The organism is Brevibacillus sp. HB2.2 (assembly GCF_013284275.1).
Classification (GTDB): domain Bacteria; phylum Bacillota; class Bacilli; order Brevibacillales; family Brevibacillaceae; genus Brevibacillus; species Brevibacillus brevis_D.
The window spans coordinates 181,487-201,601 of the sequence record NZ_JABSUV010000005.1; the positions used below are offsets into that span (position 1 = coordinate 181,487).

Here is a 20,115-nt window from a genome sequence, read left to right on the forward strand (position 1 = left end):
TTCCACCTTTTCTCACCTGAGTATACCATCCGCTCGTCCCATTCGGTATACTAAAGGAATGTTTGCCAACAGTCATGCAAGGAGGCATCTGCATGTCCTATCGAATTTTTTATTGGTTGACCTTTTTGATTCCAACCATCATCATCGGGGGTTTTGAATTCATCCGTCACGACTTTCTGCTGCCCTATATGTCTATGGAAGCCGGAAATGTGTACATTACCCTCTTGACGCTCCTTCTCTCTTTTTTATTCGCTACCTGGATGTTTCACACCCTTAAACAAATGAATGCACGAATTATCGAGGAACAAGCTCGTCGCGCTGTTTATGAGGAGCGGGAACGCCTTGCCCGCGAATTACACGACGGGATTGCCCAGTCTCTATTCTTCCTCAACGTAAAGCTGAAGCAGGGACACTTGGACGATGCACGGATCGCTGTATCTGCCATCGACAATCATGTGCGGCAAGCCATCTTTAACTTGCGCTCATTGCCAGAAGAAGGCAGTCTGGATCAGCGCCTTGAGAAATGGCTGGCGCAATGGAGCGCTTTATCTGGAATCGACGTTGCAAGCGAATTACATGTCAAAGACGGCTTTTTTACTCCCACCGCAGAGGTGCAACTGTTCGGGATCATCCAGGAAGCTTTTGCAAACATTCGCAAGCATTCTCAGGCCAAGCATTCGTGGATTCACCTCACGACAGATGAACCAACTGGTTGGGTTCTCTCCGTTGAGGACGATGGCATTGGGATTTCTAACCCTTTTCCCGATACGAAAAAATACGGTCTGTCCATGATGCGCGAGCGAGCACGCCAGTTGAACGCATCCATCGACATTCAGTTACGACCGGCAGGCGGTACGATCATCCGCTTATCTTTTCATTCAGGAGGAAAAACACTATGAACGCTTACCGTGTATTGATCGCCGACGACCACCCGATGGCTCGTATGGCCATTCGCAGCCTGCTTGATCCCGATCCCTCTTTTGAAGTCATCGGAGAAGCACAAAATGGCGAGGAAGCCTTTCTCCTATGCGGACAAATACAGCCGGACCTTGTGCTCATGGACATCAACATGCCGAAATGGAGCGGACTCGAAGCGACCCGTGAGGTCAAGAAAGCATACCCGCACATCAAAGTCGTCATTCTCAGCGTCTCCGATGACGTTGCTGACCTGATCACGGCCATTCAATTCGGTGCCCAAGGTTACTTGCTGAAAAATTTAGAGCCTGACGACTGGATTAACTACTTGCATGCCTTGCTCGGCGAGGACAGTGAGTTGACCCGCGAAATGGCAACCCGGCTCATGTACCGCTTCCGTCAAGAAGAGGCGACGGATGAAATGGTACCAGCTGTTCTGACCCCGCGAGAGCGAGAGATCGTCATGTATGTGGGAGCCGGAAAAACAAATCGGGAAATAAGCGAAGCGCTGATCATCGCAGAAAACACTGTGAAAAACCACCTGAAAAACATTCTCGAGAAGCTGCAATTGGCTAATCGCGTCCAGCTCGCTGCTTATGCGGTTCGCCATCATTTGGTTATCAAATAAAAAACATTGCTTTCTGCTCAATCAACTGTCATCCTTAGAAAGATACGTTTTCCACAGACATAAGAAATGCAGGTGATCCGCATGATCGAAGTCAAGACCTCCAAACTTAGCAATGGAGAATTAAATAGAGGTGTATTTGCAACGCAAGATATCAGAAAAGGCGACCTGATTCATGAAGCGCCCGTGCTGCCCTATTTGAACGAAGAGCATGAGCATATCGAGAAAACCTTGCTCGCGGATTATGCATTTGAGTACGGTGCAAATCATACAGCCTTCTTGTTAGGGTATGGCATGCTATTTAATCATTCCTACACGCCAAATGCCACGTATGAGATTAACTTCGACAACCACACGTTTGACTTTTATGCGTATACGGACATTCAAGCGGGTGAAGAAATTTTAATCAATTACAATGGCGATGAAGATTGCGATGATCCTCTCTGGTTTTATGAAGACCAACAGAAAGAAACAGATGATACCAAATAAGCGTACGCCTTAAAAAGAAGGAAAACCCGGAAACTGACACTTGAAAAAAGTGCCGTTATCCGGGTTGTTCTGTGTAAAGGGGCGTACTATAAACGCAGCCATTTCGCAAAGTACTGTTCATTCACTGGAAAATACGCTGTGGCAAAACGAACAAACTCAGGCGTATCCACCTGTTTGTAGGCGTACGTCTGATAATACGCTTGCAAAAACTCCCAGCCATCCGTCGCATCGCCATATGTTGTAATCAGCTTCCATAGCTCTTTTACAGGCTGACCGTACACCGGACCCACGATCGGTCCCTTGCCAAACTCATCCAGCGGCAGATTGGAAACCGATTGGGTCGCGTCAGCTTGTTCAGCAAAATAAAAGCTGGCATCCCCTTTTTTCTCAACATCGTAAAAATAGAGCGTCGTGGCAAGCTCTGTTATTCCTTCGTCCAACCAGGCGTGATGGAACGGATCATTTGAGACCACTCCATAGAACCATTGATGAGCAATCTCGTGCACCACGGTGTGACTTAAATCAGGGTCCACACTCCCCATGTGTCCGACCGTCACCACGCCAGGATATTCCATACTTGCGGTTTCATCCAGCAGGATATCGAGTTGTTTATGGGGATACGGCCCCAATTTATCCGTGAATTGTTCAAACGATTTTTCCGCAGCTTGCAGGGCGACTGTGATCGCTTCCTTGTCTGCTTCCTTTCCCCATACCCGAAGCTCGACACCTTTGACCGTTTTGCTTATACTACGCATTCCTTTTACAACTGCGATGAATACTTCCTTCGTATTTTTCACATTTATATTACCGCTCTGACTGCTCGATTCCTTATCCTGATCAGACGAGCTAATAACGGTATACCCTTTCGGCAAGCGGTACGAAATAGAAAAATCCGCATGGCTCGTATGATAAGATTCGCCTCGAAGCGAGTACGGCTTCTTATTCCATCCGTCTTTCCCCTGGTAGGTAGCTAGCATCGGATATGCTTGCGCCAAATGAAAGCCATTTTCCGTACGGTCAAAGCGCAGTCCTTTTCTCGGAACGGTAAACGCATATTTTACGGTTACCTCTCGATTCTCATTTGGCGCTAGCTTATCGGCAAGTGCGATGGCAAGCGTATCACCCGTCAGCTGATACTTCACATTCACACCATCCAGTTTGACGTCACGAATTTTCACTTCGGCTGCGTCCTCGAAGAATGGAGGTTTGTTCTCTTTTATAAATGCATTAGGCAGGAAATAAAAGATCAGCTGATCCCATTCGTCCTTGGAACGATTTTCAACGGTGATCTTGGCCTCAGCGGTAAACTTTCCTTCTGGCGACATCTCAAACTTCAGGTCGTACGAGCCTTTACTGCCATCTGCTATAGGCTTGGCTGTGAAGTCGTCTATCTTCCCCACCGCAGGAGACTGCGCCCTTACCCGTTCTGGCATCCACCAGCCACTCCCATATCCACCGAGGACCAAAGCCAACAAGGAAGCCATTGTCGTGGCCTTGAGCAAACGCTGTTGCCACTTGATTTCCTTCCTAATCGATATCAACGTAAACCCTCCCAACCTCTCTCCTTATCGTCGAATCGTTTTCTCGAAAAAAGATAGCCAAAGACCGAGCTTCACTTCTTTTTTATCCGTCAAGGTAAACCCACGTCTTTCATACAATCGAACAGCCGGTTCATTCAAGGAACCAGTTGCTACGACGATCCTGCTGCAACCATGCTCGTGGACAGAGGCTAGCAATTGACTCGCGATTCCCTTGCGAAAATGAATAGGATCGACAATGATTCGGTGAATATCCAACGTTTCCCCCTCGATCATAAAAGAAACAGCCCCTGCCAGCTCGTCTCCCTCTATGTAGCCATAAAACGTTTCCCCACATGCCCTCAGTTGTTCTACTGATTCTCGCAGAGGTGGAATATCTTCTGTTCCAATTAACTCCGCCTCTACACGATACGCTCTTTTCTGCATGTTCCAAAGTTTTTGTACCGTTTGTTCATCCTGTAAATCTAGTCGCACGATCATTTTGTTTCCCCCGCTTTTAACTTTCTGGAGCTGATTCAAAGCTGTAATACACATAAGGATCTTTGGGAGCGGAGACAGCTTCAACCTGAGAGGCTTTGAGAACAAGCATGTCATATCCTTCTACCTGACGCAGCTCTAGCTTTCCGCGTACTTTTACCCAGCTATCTTTTTTCCATTTGTCCGCGTCCTCCTTTTCCACCAGAACCCCATAGACACTGGAATCTGCTGTACAGCAGGTGACGGAGAACCTCGCTACGACAAACTGCTGCTTAGTAAAATCAGGCTGTCGATATACAAATCCCATCGTCTCAAGCTCTTTTCCAGCAAATTCTTTTGCATATAGCTCCATCGTGGTGAGTCCGTCCAAGAACATTTTGTCATTCAGTTCAATCACTGGTTGTTTATGTAAAAAGACGGCTATATCCGTGTAAAAGTCACCAAATCCCACGTTCGAGAATCGCTGCCGCAATTGCTCGTCGTCTGTTGCTTGCACCGGGGGTATTGCTACTTGATTCGTAGCCTCTGGCTGTGGTTTTATACTTGGCTCGGCATCTTCTTTGACTCCTGCTGTCTGCGACACATTCTCTGTTGCATTCACATTCGCATTCGCCGTTACATCCGCCAGCTTTCGTACATCATTGCTGAGTAGCGTGATCCCCCGCTTTTCCGCTACATCACTGCCAAGAATTTTATCCGGCATGAAAAATCCCATTACGATGGGGAGCACAAACAATCCATAAACCAAAAAGGAACCCATGGGTGTACGCGGTACTTTGTGCTGCTCCTCACAATCGCAATCGTAAACGCTACTGCCAACAAAAATTTGCCGTATGCTGACCATTGTCAACAGAGCCAGAATGACGAGCGTGACATAGCTAAACATGTGCAAGCGGGGTGCGAGATAGTGACTGAGTGCTTCCGACAGGATCAAATAGGCCAACAATGCTGTAATGCCCGCCAAAATCAAACTGCGCATAATGTGATGACGCTTCAATTTATTCGGATCCATATTCTCCTCCTTACATCGGCATAAGCATAGTGACGCCAATCACCAAAAGCGTAATAGCTACGACCAGCTTGACAACAAAACCAAAGCGAAACGTTCCAAATAGCATCAACGTCGTTTTTAAATCGAGCATGGGACCGAAAACCAGAAAAGCAAGCAACGAGCTGCTTGAAAACGTATTGGAAAAGGAGGCAGCAATAAACGCATCCGCCTCTGAACAAAGCGAAAACAAATACGCCATCCCCATCATGACAAAATGGGAGGTGAGGGGCGTTTGACCGATGTCCATGAGCGTATCCCGGCTGATGTACACTTGTAAAAGTGCACTGATAAACGCACCAAACAACAAATATTTCCCCATGTCAAAAAATTCGTCCACTGCGTGCGCAAATGTCGAGGACAGCTTTCCACTCGTCGCTTTTACATGATCGGCTTCATGACTGATTTGCGATTCCATGCCGAGCCGTATCGGATTTTTTTTAACAAACAAGAAGACAAGCATGCCCACTATGAGCGCAACAACGAATCCCGCAACGCCCCGATAGAGAGCCATTTCCGGCTGACGGGCGAAAGCGACATAGGTCGATGACAAAACAACGGGATTCACAATCGGTCCCGCCAATAAAAAAACAATCCCGACTGACAGCGGCATCCCTTTTTGAATCAAGCGACGAACCACAGGGATAATGGCACATTCACAGACAGGGAACAAAAATCCGAGCAACCCGGCAAACGGCAGGGCCACGAGTGGATGCTTCGGTGTCCAACGCCTCACCTGCTCTTCTGTCACAAACGTCTGGATAAATGCCGAAAAGAATACACCCAAGAGGACAAACGGAATTGCTTCCAGCCAAATACTAAGGAAAAAGGTTTTCACATCAAGCCATAAAGGGGACCACTTTATGCTCCAACCGGAAAACAAGCTGCTGTCACTTCCCATCGTTAACCAAACGACACCTAGACCAAGCAGAAGCGCCCCGATTATTTCAACTAAAAATTGGCGAATCTTCAGAATCAAGCGGGAGTTCTCTCCTCTCATTTTGTAAATAGGTATCATTCCTATTTATATACAGACACCTATTTTTCCTTCTTGTCCTTTACATTTTTACAAAATCAACAGGTTGTCCAGCCTTCCCTTCCCCCTGTATCCGTCTTATAATGGTGAAAAATCGTACGGTTCGGGGTGAATGAAGTGAGCGAAGACATCCAGCGCATTCCCACTGATCTTGAGGTTTGTGAAGTCCAGACGATCGATGAAGAAAAAGTAAACAGGCTTCGGCCTAGAATGACGGAAACGGATGGTGTCGCCCCTCTCTTCAAGGCTCTCGCAGACGATACGCGAGCAAAAATTATTTACGCGCTGGCACTTGAAGGAGAACTATGCGTTTGTGATGTCGCAGCAACCATCAATAGTTCGATCCCCAATACTTCTCACCATCTGCGCTTGTTAAAAAACATGGGTCTCGCCCGATACCGCAAAAGTGGCAAGCTCGTCTATTACTCACTCGATGACGATCATGTCCGCCATTTAATCATGTGTGGTATTGAGCATGCTGCCGAATTGAGGCAATCAAAACCGTAAATCCACTGGCTTTTAAACAGGTCCGTCACTAATAGTGGCGGCCTTTTTTGCTGATTTTCAAAAAACATTCAAACAATTACTTGAATATAATAATGAATATGGTATGATTTAGGTAATCAATTACCAGAAAGAAGGCCCGAATCATGAACGACTATGACGTCATCGTAATTGGCGGGGGGCAGGCAGGACTTGCTCTCGGATATGCACTCAAGCGTAAAAATCGCCGTTTTGTCATCGTGGAGCAAAACCAACGGATCGGGGACAGTTGGCGGCAACGCTACGATTCGCTGGTGCTTTTTACACCACGTAAACATAATCAACTACCTGGTCTTACATTTCCCGGAGAGCAGAATACGCTCCCAAGCAAGGATGAAGCGGCAGACTACCTAGAATTGTACGCCAAACATTTCGAATTGCCTGTCATGCTTGGTACGACTGTTATGGAGCTCAGCAAAATTGGTTTCCGCTTCCAAGTACGGACACAAGATCGTCTGCTCCACGCGAAGCAAGTCGTCATTGCAACAGGGCCATTTCATACGCCGTTTATCCCAGATATTGCGAACAGCTTGGACCACACCGTTCATCAACTGCACACTTCGCAGTACAAGAATGAGAGCCAGCTTATCGACGGCCCGGTCCTTGTTGTTGGCAGCGGCAACTCTGGGGCACAAATTGCGGTAGAGCTCGCCGCTCATCGACCCGTTATTTTTTCACAGGGAGAATCACGCTCTTATTTGCCAAACTTCATATTTGGAAAACCTATATTTGATTACATGAAGACATTTGGATTACTCGATGCTCCCCACTCCACCTGGATCGGCAAGAAAATGCGCAACTCACCCGATCCGATATTCGGCTACAAAAACCAGGTGCGCGAGCTCTCTCGCTCAGGAGCATTGCGGTTGGTTTCTCGAACCGTACAGGTTAATGGGCGTACCGTTTATTTTGCAGATGGAACAGAGGCAACAGTCAATAACGTATTGTGGGCCACTGGCTTTCGACCAAACTACGATTGGCTGAGTATTCCAGATGTGCTTGATTCGAAAGGCAGACCCATTCATCTTCGGGGTATCACAAAAGTGCCTGGCCTATCCTTTCTCGGACTTCCATGGCAGCATACGAGGGCGTCAGCGCTTATGGGCGGCGTAGGAAAAGACGCCCTTTATCTAGTGGAACATTTATAAATTATTTTCTAGAAGGAGGATTCTATCATGGGCTTTCATCATCACGATCATGGAGATGGACACGATCACGATCACCATCATCATGGAAAAGGAGCCAGTAAACGAGCTCTTCTCATTTCTTTCCTCATCATTGCTGTATTTCTGGTTGTAGAAACCATCGGGGGCTTCCTCACCAATAGTTTGGCGTTGCTCTCTGATGCTGGGCATATGTTGAGCGATGCATTAGCACTTCTATTGAGCTTAATCGCTGTTCATTTTGCTGCACGACCACCTTCTGCAAAGAGAACATTCGGATTGAAACGTTTTGAAATCTTGGCTGCACTGACCAATGGTGTGACACTTGTACTGATTTCCTTGTTCATTTTCTGGGAAGGGTTCCAACGCATGTGGAATCCGCCTGAGGTTGCCAGTGGCTCCATGATCATCATCGCCACAGTCGGACTCTTGGCGAATATTGCTGCAGCCATGGTACTCATGCGTGGCGATACCAAAAACAACGTCAATGTACGCAGTGCCTATCTCCACGTTCTCGGCGATCTTCTCGGTTCTGTCGGGGCAATTGTTGGTGGTATCCTGATGTGGGCTTTTGGCTGGTACATTGCCGACCCGATCATCAGTATCGTCGTGGCAGTCCTGATCATGCTGAGCGCATGGCGTGTAACGAAAGAATCCGTCAATATTTTGCTGGAAGGCGCCCCTTCACGCCTGGATACAACAAAAGTGGAAGAGTCACTCAGTCAGCTGCCTGGAGTTATCAAAGTGCATGACCTGCACATTTGGACGGTTACTTCCGGATTTGATTCCCTTACATGCCATCTGGTTGTCGAGGACGATTTGCCCAGCTACCCTGTGTTAAATGACGCTCTAAGTCTTTTGGAAAAAGATTTCGGCATTACACACGCTACCATCCAGATTGAGAACTCCTCTACTCTACATGGTGACTTACATTGCCAGGCAACATCCGATTCGCACGATCACGATCATAACCATGAGCACGACCACGACCATCCGCATGCTCATAAACAACATAGCCATTCCTAAAAAAAGAAAACCATCTCCCGGCATTTTCGAGAGATGGTTCTTCTTGTGATTAATCTTCCATCGTAGATAGGTCACCAGTTGGTAGACCTAATTCCCACGCTTTCAAGACGCGGCGCATGATTTTTCCGGAACGCGTTTTTGGCAACTTGTCACGGAATTCGATTTCACGAGGAGCAGCATGTGCAGCCAGTCCTTCTTTCACAAACTTGCGAATTTCTTCCATTAACGCTTCACTTGGCTCATACCCAGCTCGCAGCGCGATGAATGCTTTGATAATTTCACCACGAACCGGATCTGGTTTACCAATGACGCCCGCTTCGGCTACTGCTGGATGCTCCACGAGCTTGCTCTCTACTTCAAACGGGCCGACTCGCTCACCGGAAGTATTGATCACGTCATCAATACGGCCTTGGAACCAGAAGTAGCCTTCTTCGTCCTTGTATGCAGAATCCCCGGATACATACCAGCCTGGGATGCTGAAGTATTCTTCGTACTTCGCTGGGTTGTTCCAGATTTGTCTCATCATAGCTGGCCAACCTGTACGGATTGCCAGATTCCCCATTCGATTCGGTGGCAGCTCATTTCCACGGTCGTCAATAATCGCTGCATATATACCTGGGAACGGCTTACCCATCGATCCAGGCTTGATCGCCATACAGCGATAGTTAGAAATCAGCTGAGCACCTGTTTCCGTCATCCACCAGTTGTCATGAATGCGTTGATTAAACACGCGCATGCCCCAGTGAACGACTTCCGGATTTAGCGGTTCTCCAACGCTCAGGACGTGACGCAGACTGGATAAGTCAAATTGCTTGACGAGTTCATCCCCTGCCCCCATGAACATACGGAACGTAGTGGGAGCACTGAACCAGATCGATACTTTGTTCTTCTCAATGACTTTATACCAGTCTTCCGGAGTGAAACGTCCGCCACGTACAACAATTGTTGCTCCGTTCAACCAAGGTGAAAAAATGCCATAAGAAGTACCCGTTACCCAGCCAGGATCGGCTGTGCACCAATAAATATCATCCTCTTGCAAGTCGAGAATCCATTTCCCAGTTTGGTAGTGCTGGATCATGGCATTGTGAACATGCAGAACACCCTTTGGCTTACCCGTTGAACCTGACGTGTAATGGAGGATCATTCCATCCTCACGATCAACCCATTCGATTTCCAGCTCGGTGGAGGCTTCTTCCATCGCTTTTTCAAAGCGGATGTGACCTTCTTTTAGCTCCTCTTCTGCACCTACAACAATCACATGTTTTAAGGCAGGCAGGTCGTTAACGGGTATGCGTGGCAATAGTGCAGGTGTCGTAACGATCGCAACGGCTTCGCTATTTTCCAAGCGATCACGCACAGCGGCTTCCATGAACGCTTCGAACAGCGGTCCTATAATTGCGCCAACCTTGATTGTGCCTAAAACGCTTACATAAAGCTCCGGCGAACGCGGCATAAAGACGAAAACGCGGTCTCCTTTTACAATGCCCAAATTCCGCAAAACATTCCCGAATTTATTGGATAATTCGCTTAATTGCGCGAAAGTATAGGTCTCGTCTCTCGTCGCATTGCTGTACATCAAAGCAATTTTGTCTTTCCGATCAGTAGCGAGATGTCGATCAATGGCTTCATACACCATGTTCACTTTCCCGGTTTCATACCAAGAGAATTGCTTCTCCACATCTGCCCAATCAAAATTCGCATATGTTTCGTCATAATTTTTCAGATTATAAGGGCCTTCCGTTGCAGGAATTTTCTCAACGTTCATGTCTTCACTCTCCCACTCTACATCGTTTTTCTCACTACGCAACATTCATAATATTTCTACATTTTTTGCGTAATTCCTCCTGCCAGAACCTACTTATTCGATTGCGAACTTTTTCTTGTATAATGAACAGTATTCTTACCGCAAAGGAGATGGCTGACCTTGATGATCTGGTTTCTTTTACTTGGCGCTATCGCTTTGTTGCTTTTTCGGGCCTATCGCAATACATTCGATGTTCAAATAAAGGAAGTAGCAATAACCTTGCAAAAATCCCGGCACCTTCAACAACCGCATGATTTTGAGCCGATTTCGATCTTGCATTTGTCTGATTTGCACATGGAAAACTTATCTGTATTGCCCCAGCGCATTGTCGATGACTTTTCGCAGCGTCAGGTAGACCTGATTGCGATTACCGGAGACTTGCTCGACCGCGACAAAAACATTCCGAAGGCAGTTGCTTTTGTGCAATGTCTTCAGCAATTACAGCCGGCACTCGGAACTTATGTAGTTTTTGGTAATCACGACTACGTGCTTACCCCTTTCAAGCTTGCACAGTTAAAATCAGAGTTGGAACGAATTGGCTGTCGTGTTCTTGTCAACGAAAATGAAACGATCTATCACAAGGGGCAGCCCCTGCACCTTATTGGTGTGGATGATTTCAGCACGCGCCATAGCAACCTGGCCAAGTCTTTCTTCGGAGTTCCCGAGACAGGAGCAAGGCTCGTCTTGACTCATGATCCTAATATAGTTTTGCACATGAAGGAGTATGCTTACGATTATTTGTTGTCAGGGCATTTTCACGGAGGACAGATCCATTGGCCTCGCCCCTTTCATCTCGTAAAGATGGGGAAACTTCCGAAGCAAAATATCGTAAAAGGTCTTCACGAGATGGATGGTCGACCCTTTTACATCAGCGAGGGCCTGGGGCAAACAGGGGTAAACATCCGTCTGCGTTCCCGCCCCGAGATCACCTTGCATGTACTGGGCAGTAATACTCCACTTCATGAGATAGCCGCTCCAGCTCTGGCTCTTCAAGAAACCGCTGCCGTGCTCGCCCTCGACTAAGGTATAATAGTCTTACTTTCGTGTCGAGATGGGGGTCACCTTGTGGAAAATTGGAAGAGAGATGTCGAGCACATCCGACAAGCTACGAATTTACCTATTGAATATGTACAAGTCTCACAAACAGAAGCAGCGCAGGCTCAGCAGGATTGGGTACAAAAAGGCTGGGAGCAAGTTGCCATCCATTCGAGCAACGATGTGATGACAATGATCCTTATCGAAACGGCATCTTGGCATACTTCAGCCCGAGCGTTGTTGGATCTGATTTTTCCTCATTTGGATGATCCAGCAACGCTTCCCCTCCCAAAACAGATAGCCAATTGGCTTTCAAGCATGGTCTCCGGCTCCCCTGTTGCCATCCCTGCTCAGCTGGAAGCAAAATGGCCGTGGAAAGAAGCGCGCGTCTCCTTTTTATTAGAGCGATGCAGACCGGATCGAAAGGGCGAATGGGATTTTTTGCAGCTCTTGCTGCATGATTTTTTTGAAGGCGTACCCGATTTCATTCCGTTAACACAAACACATGCGCTTCTCATCGTTCCTGTCTCCATGCTCGATCATCAAAAAACGGCCTCAGAGCTTTTAGAGTGGGCATTTGGCCTACATGATCTGATTTCGATGGAATGGATGGAACCCGTTCGCCTTGTTGTCGGATCGCCAATCACGAGTCCACTTGCATTGGGCGACACTCTCTTACGGCAATTATCACTAGCTCGTGCCCTTCAAGCCTATCGGCCACAAATGATGGTCGCTGGAGATTGGTCTTATCCGCTAGAACGATGGGCAGCTTCTCTCCCCAAAGAAATAGCAGCCGCTCTCGCAAACGAGCTGTCTGCTGTCATAACTGTTCCGCACATGACAGATGAACAACTGGAAACATTAGACACGTTGTTCACCAGACAATTGAATGTAAGCGATACAGCACGACAGCTTTTCCTTCACCGGAATACACTGTTGTATCGATTGGACAAGCTGACGGAACAAACCGGATTAGACCCGCGATTGTTTCCTGATGCCGTCTTGCTACAGCTCTACCTTCTCTTTCGTCAAAATTAACAAAACATTTTGTATATACTGTCCATATCCAACCTGCAAGTGAATTGGTACCCTACCCTTATAGTCATCCAAGAATTTTCTCTCTTCACAATCCCGAGGAGGTGCCTTTTTCATGGCAAAGGTAAGTCTTTCCCACATTTATAAACGATATGGAAACAACGTTACGGCAGTTGACGATTTTCACTTGGAAATTCAAGATCGCGAATTCCTCGTTCTCGTCGGACCATCTGGTTGTGGAAAATCTACCACGCTGCGCATGATTGCAGGTCTGGAAGAGATTTCGGAAGGTGATTTATACATAGGCGATCGCCGCGTCAACGATGTAGCTCCCAAAGATCGCGACATCGCCATGGTGTTTCAAAGCTATGCACTCTATCCGCATATGAATGTATACGAAAATATGGCTTTCGGCCTGAAATTGCGCAAATTCTCCAAATCCGATATTGATAAGCGCATTCAAGATGCAGCGCGAATCCTCGATATTTCGCATTTGCTAGACCGCAAGCCAAAAGCGCTATCCGGGGGGCAAAGACAGCGTGTCGCACTGGGTCGTGCGATCGTGCGTGAGCCGCAAGTATTTTTGATGGATGAACCGTTGTCCAACCTCGATGCAAAGCTGCGTGTACAAATGCGCACGGAAATTTTGAAACTGCATCAACGCTTGAATACCACGATCATTTATGTGACGCACGATCAAACGGAAGCCATGACCATGGGAGACCGAATCGTCGTCATGAAGGACGGTCTTATCCAACAGGTGGCAACCCCGACTGAAATCTACAATCATCCAGTCAATCTGTTTGTCGCGAGCTTCATCGGCTCCCCTGCGATGAACTTCGTGAAAGGGAATCTCTCCGAGAAAGACGGAGCACTCTATTTTGATGCGCAAAATATTCATGTACGCTTCCCAGAAGATAAAGCCAAGACTTTACGGGAAAAAGGTTATGTAAATAAGCAGGTTATTTTTGGAATCCGCCCGGAGGATATTTACAGCGACGCTTCTTTTATGGAAGCAAATCCATTTGAGAGCACACTAGAAGCAGAAGTTGAAGTCGTAGAAAACATGGGCTCCGAATTGTACGTCTATTTCCACAATATCGGGAATACCCAGATGGTGGCGCGCGTGGATTCTCGTGAAGCGCTAAAACCAAAGATGAAGGTAAAACTAGCGATGGATCTTGCCAAATGTCATGTATTTGACAGCGAGACAGAAGTAGCAGTATTCTAATAGCGAAATGAAAAGGAGTGTCCCAGCCGGCATTCCTTTTCCTATTTTTTTGTGCAAAACCTTTTATAGAGAGAAAACAACGAGAGAGAGCGTGGAGAGGAGCGGATAAGAAGTGGCTTATCAAATCGTCTTTTTTGACATTGACGGAACCTTACTGAACACCGATCACATTATTCCACAAACAACGGTGGACGCCGTACAAACATTAAAGCAAAACGGTGTCCATGTCGCGATCGCAACCGGCCGAGCTCCTTATCATTTGATGCCAATCGCTAAGCAACTGGGCATTGAGACATTCGTGGGCTTTAACGGGTCGTATGTGCAGAGTGAAGGGAAGATCATCCAGCACACGCCAATTGCGACAGATACATTGGCAAAGCTCGAACAAATGGCTGAGGGTCATTCCCATCCGATGGTATTTTTGAGTGCAGATCACTTCTATGCCAATGCAATGGACCACCCACATATCATCGAGTCTTTTGATTGGTTGGGACTGGAACACCCAGCGTATCGCCATCGCTACTGGGAGGAAACGCCGATTTATCAGGCATTTCTCTACTGTGGCGCAGATGAATCGAGATACACGGGTGAATTCCATGACGTCTCATATATTCGTTGGCATGAACACTGCATGGATATTTTGCCCCCGAACGGCTCCAAAGCAAAAGGAATTGAAGCTGTCTTAAAACATTTTGGACTGACTCCGGCGGATGCTGTTGCCTTTGGAGACGGGTTGAATGATAAAGAGATGCTCTCCTATGTTGGCATGGGAGTTGCGATGGGGAATGCTCATGATGAATTGAAGCCGTTCGCCAATATGATTACGCGCCACGTAAACGACAATGGCATCCAACATGGTTTAGCAAAGCTTGGTTTAATCTAATCACGTTAACTGTAAGCTATTTCCTTCATAAACACTCCCTTCATGTGCACGATATAGATAACAGCACTGGAGGGAGTGAGTTTTTTTGCGCGTCTGGCCTTTTGTTGCCGCTATTGCCTTGGTCGGTCTCGTCGTTGTCCCGTATCGGATGAATCAGCATGCAGAACAGGAAATGCGCGAACCTCATCCCCGCGTGACATCTGTTCAGGCGAGAATTCCACGGATTAACTACATTGAACAGGTAAAAGACGTTCGTCGTGACCTGGAGAAAAAAAGCCATATCCAAACGCTTCATCATAACCAACGTGACCGCAGTCATTATGTAGAGAATGAAGTCGTCGTGCGCTTTTCCCCTCGTCCCAAGCAAGAAAAAATTGATCAGCTTGTTTCCTCTTTGGATGCCAAGATCAAGCGCGACTTTGACAAATTTCTCATCATCAAATCAAAGAGCATGACTACCAAGCAGCTCATGAAAAAACTGGCTGAACATCCTGACTCCGTATTTGCAGAGCCAAATTACCTCTTACTCCCGAACGTGAAGCCAAACGATCCGTATTACAAGGAATATCAATGGAATCTTCCTCTAATCGGCATGGAGAAAAGCTGGGATGTCAGCGAAGGTAGCAGTGATGTTATCGTAGCAGTCGTCGATACAGGTGTGGATATGAAGCATCCAGAATTTGCTGGAAAGCTGGTCAAAGGCTATAACGTTTTGGATGGCAGTAACAAACCTCAGGATGATAATGGTCATGGAACCCACGTATCTGGTGTCATAGCAGCGAAAACGAATAACAGAGATGGCATTGCCGGGATGTCCTGGAATAGTAAGATCATGCCGGTTAAAGCCATTGGCGCAGACGGCTCGGGATCAGCTGTAGACATTGCACACGGGATTTATTGGGCAACCGATAACGGAGCAGATGTCATCAACTTGAGCGTAGGCAACTACACCTCCTCTGCTGCTCTGCGGGAAGCTTGTCGCTATGCTTTTGATAATAATGTCGTATTAGTCGCTGCTTCCGGAAACGATGCGAGCGATCAGCCTAGTTATCCTGCGGCCTATGATGAAGTCCTCGCCGTTGCCGCTGTCGACCACCGTAAAGAACGCGCGGATTTTTCCAACTTTGGTGATTATGTAGATGTATCTGCTCCTGGGGTTGATATTCCGAGCACGTACATTTACAGCGACTATGCCTCGCTATCAGGTACTTCGATGGCTTGTCCTCACGTCGCTGCACTCGCTTCACTCATCCGGTCCGTTCATCCCGATATGAACACCCGAGACGTAATGAATCTCATAAGACATTCTGCAACTGACCTCGGAGCTCCGGGTCACGATCAGTTATATGGGTACGGTATGATCAATGTGAATCAGGCCCTTCGTCAAGCCCAGCCGGTCGAGGAAGTCAAAACGGAACAGCCTCCAAAAACAATCGGCGGCTTGCTCAATAAATTTTTTCAACGTCTGCGTTTTGGTGCGCAATAAGATTAGTGAGCAAAAAAGCTCAAAAATAAAAAAGGTGGTCCATTCCACCTTTTTCCGTTTATATAGAGGCACGGCTTTTTTAAGCTCGTGCTTTTTCTTGTTGCATTTGTTTTTTCGCTATGTAGTCTGTCTCGTAATACTGCAAATCATTACGCAACTGTTCGAACACTCTGGACAAGGATAAGGTCAACTGCTGCAACTCAGGGACGACCTGCTTGCGAAAAATGATACAGTCCTGACCCGTATAGGCCAACCGACCATCTTCTTCGTAAACCTCACCTTTGGGGTAATAGAAGTTATTTATACAGCTATGGTATACCTGATACAATACTTCCTCGGCAAACTCCTCATGAAATCGTGCGCGTCGGAGTGATACTCCCAGCCTTTCGTATGCATTTTCGCAGTAGACTAAAAGGTGGCGCAAGTCGGAAAGATAGTTACGGTAATACGTTTCAAATTCTTCAGGATCACCTGATGCGGATACAAGACCAGATAAGGTAACCTGATTCAAAAAACGTTCTACTTCCATGCTGACCTTTTTCAACTTGGTGTACGTCTCCTCGCACAATTGCTTTAGATGAGTCGCTGACATAAAGTCCCCCTAGTGTTGAAGAATCTGCTTTTTTATAATAAGTATAAAGGAGAGATTATTTATTACACAAGGTTTATTTTTATACAACTTGACTGCCAAACAAGATCCTTGTAAACAAAAATAAGGCTACGCCATCACTCTGGCGCAGCCAAATCCTTCCACTCATGCCGCCGTTTGTTCTCTAACTTTCCCCTTACTTTTCCTTATCTGCAACAAATAAATGACATAGGCTGCGAACACCCCGATGAGTGTCATGAAACCGAGAACCATGATGTCATTCATGACAGATGACAACCCGTGTCCCTTCGACAAAATTTCCCTTACACCACCCAAGAAATAGGTCAGCGGCAAAGATTTTGCAATCGCAGCAATCCCTGTTGGCATCGACATGATTGGCCAAGTATAACCCGATAGCATGAAAGAAGGGACTGCAATCATCATCCCGATCTGAGTAGCTTGGAGCTGGCTGCTGGACACAAAGGAGATGGCATACCCAATAGCCAACACCGCCAAGTTGAACATGCTAGCCAGTAGCATTAGATCAAACGTACTTCCGTAGTAAGGGATATTAAAACCTTTTAACATCAGTGTAAACGCCAGGAACATGTTGAGGGTTCCTGCCAGAAAGTACGGCAACAATTTGCTCGCCGTGATCGCGAAGAAGCTATGACGAGAGAGTGTATCCTTCCAGGTCCCCTCTTCTTTTTGCTGGGCCACGGACAATACAATTCCAAGGAACAACACCTGCTGAAGCACTGTACCTGCAAGACCAAATACCATGAAGGACAGATAGCTGAAGGTCGGGTTGTACAACACTCTGTATCGATAGTCGATACCCGTAAACATGTTTTTCCCTTTTTCTCCCCATCCGCCAATTGCTTCCATCTTCTTCAGCGTGGTTCCTGCTGAAACAGACTTAATTGCTGTATTCGCTGCTCGAACTGCCGTATTCGAAATCATCATGTTACTGCCGTCGATAACAGTCAGTACCTCTGCCTCTCTCCCAGCCTTTACATCCTTTTCTAATCCAGCAGGTATGATCAGGGCGATATTTGCTTCGCCCTTGTCAACCAACTTCATTGCATCTTCTTCTGTTCCTACGACTGACGTGATCCGAAATGTATGATCGACCTCAAAGGCGCGGTAGAGCTCACGACTCAATTCGGTTTGATCGGCATCCACCATCACAGTAGGGATCTCCATCACTTTTTTCTCACTGTACAGAAAGCCGAACATCGTCAAATAAATCAGTGGAACGAGGAAAAGAATATTCCGAATGGTTTTGTTTGCAAAAAGATTTTTCCATTCGCTCCAGAACAGGTGAGAGAAACTATTCACCATTACCAGCTCCTTCAAGTTGCCACTCAACCGTCAGACCTGGACGCAATTCCGAATCGGACACCAATAGCTTCACCTGGAAGGAACGAATGTCACGATCACCGAGTTCTTGTGTCGCTTTTTTTACGGCAAAGTCAGCAGCAGGAGCTACAGTAACCACTTTGGCGTCTACTTCTCTGTTCAGGGCTGGGACAAACAATTTCACTTGATCGCCTGTTTTCACATTCGAAAGCATGTATTCATTTACATAAAATTTGACATAGTTGTCTGATTTTGTTTGGATCGTCAATACAGTGAAGCCTTGCGAAACCAGCTCTCCCTTTTGAACGGCAACTGCTTTTACAATACCGTCTACTGGAGCTGTCAGCTTGGTGTTGTTCACATAGGCTTCCATTTCAGCCAGTGCACCTTTTGCCTGCATGACGTTCGCTTCTGCGGATTTAACATCCAGCTCCTTCAAGCCTACTTGACCTCTCCCTGCTACCGCTTGGTTGTATGCAGCTTTTGCTTGATCCAGTTGTGCTTGTGCGGCATCGACCTGCTCTTTGCGCGATCCAGTTTGAGCCATTTTCAACTGCTCTTCTGCTGCTTTAAACTCCGCTTGGGCTTTATCTGCTTGCATCTGCGCCTCTTCCACTTTCACTTGTGGAACGGCACCTTCCGCCATTAATTTCTTCATTCGTTCCAAATTCGTCGCGGCAATTTGATTCGAAGTTTGTGCTGCTTGTAATTTCGCTTTGAGCTGCGTGATTTCTTCTGAACGCGCTCCATTTCTGTTCGCGTCAAGCTGCGCTTGCGCCGAGTTGACTACTGCTTTTGCTTGGTCGACTTGGGCATTGCTGGAGCTATCTGTCACTGATACTCCTTTTTTCGCCTGATCAAGCTTGACGAGTGAGAGCTTGTAAGCAGCTTCAGCCTGTTCCTTCTTCGCAAGGATTTCCGCGCTGCTTAGCGTGGCAACTACTTGCCCTGCCTTTACTTCGTCTCCTTCTTTCAGGGAGAGCTGTTCGATGGAACCACCCATTTTAAAAGAGAGGTCGACCTCTGTTCCTTCGATTACACCTGCTAATTTCGTTGTATTCTGACCAGCCATGCTACTCACATTCGAACCAAACAATACGCTTCCAAGTACTGCAATACTCACTACAAAGCCACCTACACCGATCCATGCACGTTTGTTCATCTGTCTTCTCCTCTTGTTTTACATTTCTCTAGACTATTTTGGAACATTCCTGACAGCAAATAACGAAGTGTCTGTTTATCTGCAGCACTGTTCACTGGCTCTTTGCGAAACTGCTTGCGAAGTACGGTAAAACCAACCATGCCAAACAACGAGGAAGCGAGTGTGCGAATATCGATATCCGCCCGGATATACCCCTGCCGCTGCAGTTCTAGCATGTGTGACTCCATCGTGCTGAAATAGCCACCTAGCAGATTGCCAACCATCCTGTCGCGTTGTCCATCTCCTGAGAACGCACTCAGCAACAGGAAACACAAATCTTGATTCTCGGAAAAGAAGCGAAGATGCTCATCCAGCACATTCAGAATACGATCCTCCAAGGAAAGCTCTTCATTCTGCATTACATGATCTACATGGTAAATCAGCATCTTCACGCCTTTTTCTATCACGTACAAAAACAGCTCTTCCTTTGTGGAAAAGTGATAATAGAGGGTTCCTTTTGCCACCTGTGCCATTTCCGCGATTGCATCCATGGTCGTTTCGCTATAACCCAATTGGGCAAATGCGGTTAAAGCTCCGTTTGCAATTTGATCTTTTTTGGATGGTGCCATCACTCCTGTCCCCTTTCGATCTTTTGAACTGACTGGTCAGTACAAAGATTATATTACGAA

At 46.8% G+C, this 20,115-nt stretch carries 20 protein-coding genes; 11 read left to right on the top strand and 9 right to left on the bottom strand.

Going from position 1 to position 20,115, the window contains the following annotated elements; all coding sequences use genetic code 11:
* Nucleotides 1-92: 92 nt before the first annotated feature.
* The 3 genes from HP401_RS05725 to HP401_RS05735 all read left to right on the top strand — a co-directional run bounded on the left by HP401_RS05725 (nt 93) and on the right by HP401_RS05735 (nt 2,029).
* Nucleotides 93-899 (top strand): sensor histidine kinase, encoded by an 807-nt coding sequence (locus HP401_RS05725; RefSeq protein WP_173604383.1) that lies wholly within the window; start codon nt 93-95, stop codon nt 897-899.
* The gene (locus tag HP401_RS05730; RefSeq protein ID WP_012685827.1) at nt 896-1,543 is read left to right on the top strand and encodes a response regulator; all 648 of its coding nucleotides are present in this window, start codon (nt 896-898) and stop codon (nt 1,541-1,543) included. The genes HP401_RS05725 and HP401_RS05730 overlap by 4 nt, the downstream gene beginning before the upstream one ends.
* An 81-nt stretch (nt 1,544-1,624) precedes the next feature.
* Nucleotides 1,625-2,029: an SET domain-containing protein gene (locus HP401_RS05735; protein ID WP_012685826.1), complete on the top strand. Its 405-nt coding sequence runs from the start codon at nt 1,625-1,627 to the stop codon at nt 2,027-2,029.
* Nucleotides 2,030-2,115: 86 nt separating this feature from the next.
* Here HP401_RS05735 and HP401_RS05740 read toward each other — a convergent pair whose 3' ends face one another.
* The 4 genes from HP401_RS05740 to HP401_RS05755 are packed head-to-tail and all read right to left on the bottom strand — an operon-like array spanning nt 2,116 to nt 5,993.
* Nucleotides 2,116-3,570, bottom strand: coding sequence for a M1 family metallopeptidase (locus HP401_RS05740; protein WP_254457010.1), 1,455 nt, complete (start codon nt 3,568-3,570; stop codon nt 2,116-2,118).
* Between the two features lie 24 nt (nt 3,571-3,594).
* Nucleotides 3,595-4,047, bottom strand: a complete 453-nt coding sequence (locus tag HP401_RS05745) for a GNAT family N-acetyltransferase (RefSeq protein WP_173604384.1) — start codon at nt 4,045-4,047, stop codon at nt 3,595-3,597.
* A gap of 16 nt (nt 4,048-4,063) precedes the next feature.
* Complete coding sequence (locus tag HP401_RS05750) at nt 4,064-5,056, bottom strand: TIGR03943 family putative permease subunit (protein WP_173604385.1); 993 nt, start codon at nt 5,054-5,056, stop codon at nt 4,064-4,066.
* Nucleotides 5,057-5,066: 10 nt separating this feature from the next.
* Nucleotides 5,067-5,993, bottom strand: coding sequence for a permease (locus HP401_RS05755; RefSeq protein WP_483862058.1), 927 nt, complete (start codon nt 5,991-5,993; stop codon nt 5,067-5,069).
* Nucleotides 5,994-6,245: 252 nt separating this feature from the next.
* On the opposite strand from HP401_RS05755, the gene HP401_RS05760 reads away from it, so the two are divergent.
* From HP401_RS05760 to HP401_RS05770, 3 genes are all read left to right on the top strand, one after another.
* Nucleotides 6,246-6,635 (top strand): ArsR/SmtB family transcription factor, encoded by a 390-nt coding sequence (locus HP401_RS05760; protein WP_012685821.1) that lies wholly within the window; start codon nt 6,246-6,248, stop codon nt 6,633-6,635.
* A 143-nt stretch (nt 6,636-6,778) separates the two neighbouring features.
* The gene (locus HP401_RS05765; protein ID WP_173604386.1) at nt 6,779-7,819 is read left to right on the top strand and encodes a flavin-containing monooxygenase; all 1,041 of its coding nucleotides are present in this window, start codon (nt 6,779-6,781) and stop codon (nt 7,817-7,819) included.
* Nucleotides 7,820-7,846: 27 nt separating this feature from the next.
* The gene (locus HP401_RS05770) at nt 7,847-8,860 is read left to right on the top strand and encodes a cation diffusion facilitator family transporter (RefSeq protein ID WP_173604387.1); all 1,014 of its coding nucleotides are present in this window, start codon (nt 7,847-7,849) and stop codon (nt 8,858-8,860) included.
* A 49-nt stretch (nt 8,861-8,909) separates the two neighbouring features.
* On the opposite strand, the gene acsA is transcribed toward HP401_RS05770, so the two are convergent.
* On the bottom strand, nt 8,910-10,625 hold the full coding sequence (gene acsA, locus HP401_RS05775) for an acetate--CoA ligase (protein WP_173604388.1): 1,716 nt from the start codon (nt 10,623-10,625) through the stop codon (nt 8,910-8,912).
* Nucleotides 10,626-10,787: 162 nt separating this feature from the next.
* On the opposite strand from acsA, the gene HP401_RS05780 reads away from it, so the two are divergent.
* From HP401_RS05780 to HP401_RS05800, 5 genes are all read left to right on the top strand, one after another.
* Nucleotides 10,788-11,687, top strand: coding sequence for a metallophosphoesterase (locus HP401_RS05780; protein WP_173604389.1), 900 nt, complete (start codon nt 10,788-10,790; stop codon nt 11,685-11,687).
* Between the two features lie 42 nt (nt 11,688-11,729).
* Nucleotides 11,730-12,737 carry a PucR family transcriptional regulator gene (locus tag HP401_RS05785; RefSeq protein WP_173604390.1) on the top strand — a complete coding sequence of 336 codons (1,008 nt, stop codon included), beginning with the start codon at nt 11,730-11,732 and terminating at the stop codon, nt 12,735-12,737.
* Nucleotides 12,738-12,849: 112 nt separating this feature from the next.
* Complete coding sequence (locus HP401_RS05790) at nt 12,850-13,965, top strand: ABC transporter ATP-binding protein (protein WP_064203302.1); 1,116 nt, start codon at nt 12,850-12,852, stop codon at nt 13,963-13,965.
* Between the two features lie 112 nt (nt 13,966-14,077).
* Entirely contained in the window at nt 14,078-14,848 is a 771-nt protein-coding gene (locus HP401_RS05795; RefSeq protein WP_173604391.1) for a Cof-type HAD-IIB family hydrolase, read from the top strand.
* An 85-nt stretch (nt 14,849-14,933) separates the two neighbouring features.
* Entirely contained in the window at nt 14,934-16,334 is a 1,401-nt protein-coding gene (locus HP401_RS05800; protein WP_012685813.1) for a S8 family peptidase, read from the top strand.
* A 79-nt stretch (nt 16,335-16,413) separates the two neighbouring features.
* Here HP401_RS05800 and HP401_RS05805 read toward each other — a convergent pair whose 3' ends face one another.
* From HP401_RS05805 to HP401_RS05820, 4 genes are all read right to left on the bottom strand, one after another.
* On the bottom strand, nt 16,414-16,926 hold the full coding sequence (locus HP401_RS05805; RefSeq protein WP_064203299.1) for a YpuI family protein: 513 nt from the start codon (nt 16,924-16,926) through the stop codon (nt 16,414-16,416).
* Nucleotides 16,927-17,088: 162 nt separating this feature from the next.
* Nucleotides 17,089-18,267 carry an ABC transporter permease gene (locus HP401_RS05810; RefSeq protein ID WP_173604392.1) on the bottom strand — a complete coding sequence of 393 codons (1,179 nt, stop codon included), beginning with the start codon at nt 18,265-18,267 and terminating at the stop codon, nt 17,089-17,091.
* The gene (locus HP401_RS05815) at nt 18,257-19,447 is read right to left on the bottom strand and encodes an HlyD family secretion protein (RefSeq protein WP_173604393.1); all 1,191 of its coding nucleotides are present in this window, start codon (nt 19,445-19,447) and stop codon (nt 18,257-18,259) included. Before HP401_RS05815 ends, HP401_RS05810 begins: the two co-directional genes overlap by 11 nt.
* A complete protein-coding gene (locus HP401_RS05820; protein WP_173604394.1) occupies nt 19,444-20,055 on the bottom strand; it encodes a TetR/AcrR family transcriptional regulator in 612 nt (203 codons plus the stop codon). The genes HP401_RS05815 and HP401_RS05820 overlap by 4 nt, the downstream gene beginning before the upstream one ends.
* Nucleotides 20,056-20,115 lie beyond the last annotated feature (60 nt).

Coding starts and splice junctions, on each gene's coding strand:
- HP401_RS05725 (WP_173604383.1), top strand. CDS start 93: ATGTCCTATCGAATTTTTTATTGGTTGACCTTTTTGATTCCAACCATC.
- HP401_RS05730 (WP_012685827.1), top strand. CDS start 896: ATGAACGCTTACCGTGTATTGATCGCCGACGACCACCCGATGGCTCGT.
- HP401_RS05735 (WP_012685826.1), top strand. CDS start 1,625: ATGATCGAAGTCAAGACCTCCAAACTTAGCAATGGAGAATTAAATAGA.
- HP401_RS05745 (WP_173604384.1), bottom strand. CDS start 4,047: ATGATCGTGCGACTAGATTTACAGGATGAACAAACGGTACAAAAACTT.
- HP401_RS05750 (WP_173604385.1), bottom strand. CDS start 5,056: ATGGATCCGAATAAATTGAAGCGTCATCACATTATGCGCAGTTTGATT.
- HP401_RS05755 (WP_483862058.1), bottom strand. CDS start 5,993: ATGGGAAGTGACAGCAGCTTGTTTTCCGGTTGGAGCATAAAGTGGTCC.
- HP401_RS05765 (WP_173604386.1), top strand. CDS start 6,779: ATGAACGACTATGACGTCATCGTAATTGGCGGGGGGCAGGCAGGACTT.
- HP401_RS05770 (WP_173604387.1), top strand. CDS start 7,847: ATGGGCTTTCATCATCACGATCATGGAGATGGACACGATCACGATCAC.
- acsA (WP_173604388.1), bottom strand. CDS start 10,625: ATGAACGTTGAGAAAATTCCTGCAACGGAAGGCCCTTATAATCTGAAA.
- HP401_RS05780 (WP_173604389.1), top strand. CDS start 10,788: ATGATCTGGTTTCTTTTACTTGGCGCTATCGCTTTGTTGCTTTTTCGG.
- HP401_RS05790 (WP_064203302.1), top strand. CDS start 12,850: ATGGCAAAGGTAAGTCTTTCCCACATTTATAAACGATATGGAAACAAC.
- HP401_RS05805 (WP_064203299.1), bottom strand. CDS start 16,926: ATGTCAGCGACTCATCTAAAGCAATTGTGCGAGGAGACGTACACCAAG.
- HP401_RS05810 (WP_173604392.1), bottom strand. CDS start 18,267: ATGGTGAATAGTTTCTCTCACCTGTTCTGGAGCGAATGGAAAAATCTT.
- HP401_RS05815 (WP_173604393.1), bottom strand. CDS start 19,447: ATGAACAAACGTGCATGGATCGGTGTAGGTGGCTTTGTAGTGAGTATT.
- HP401_RS05820 (WP_173604394.1), bottom strand. CDS start 20,055: ATGGCACCATCCAAAAAAGATCAAATTGCAAACGGAGCTTTAACCGCA.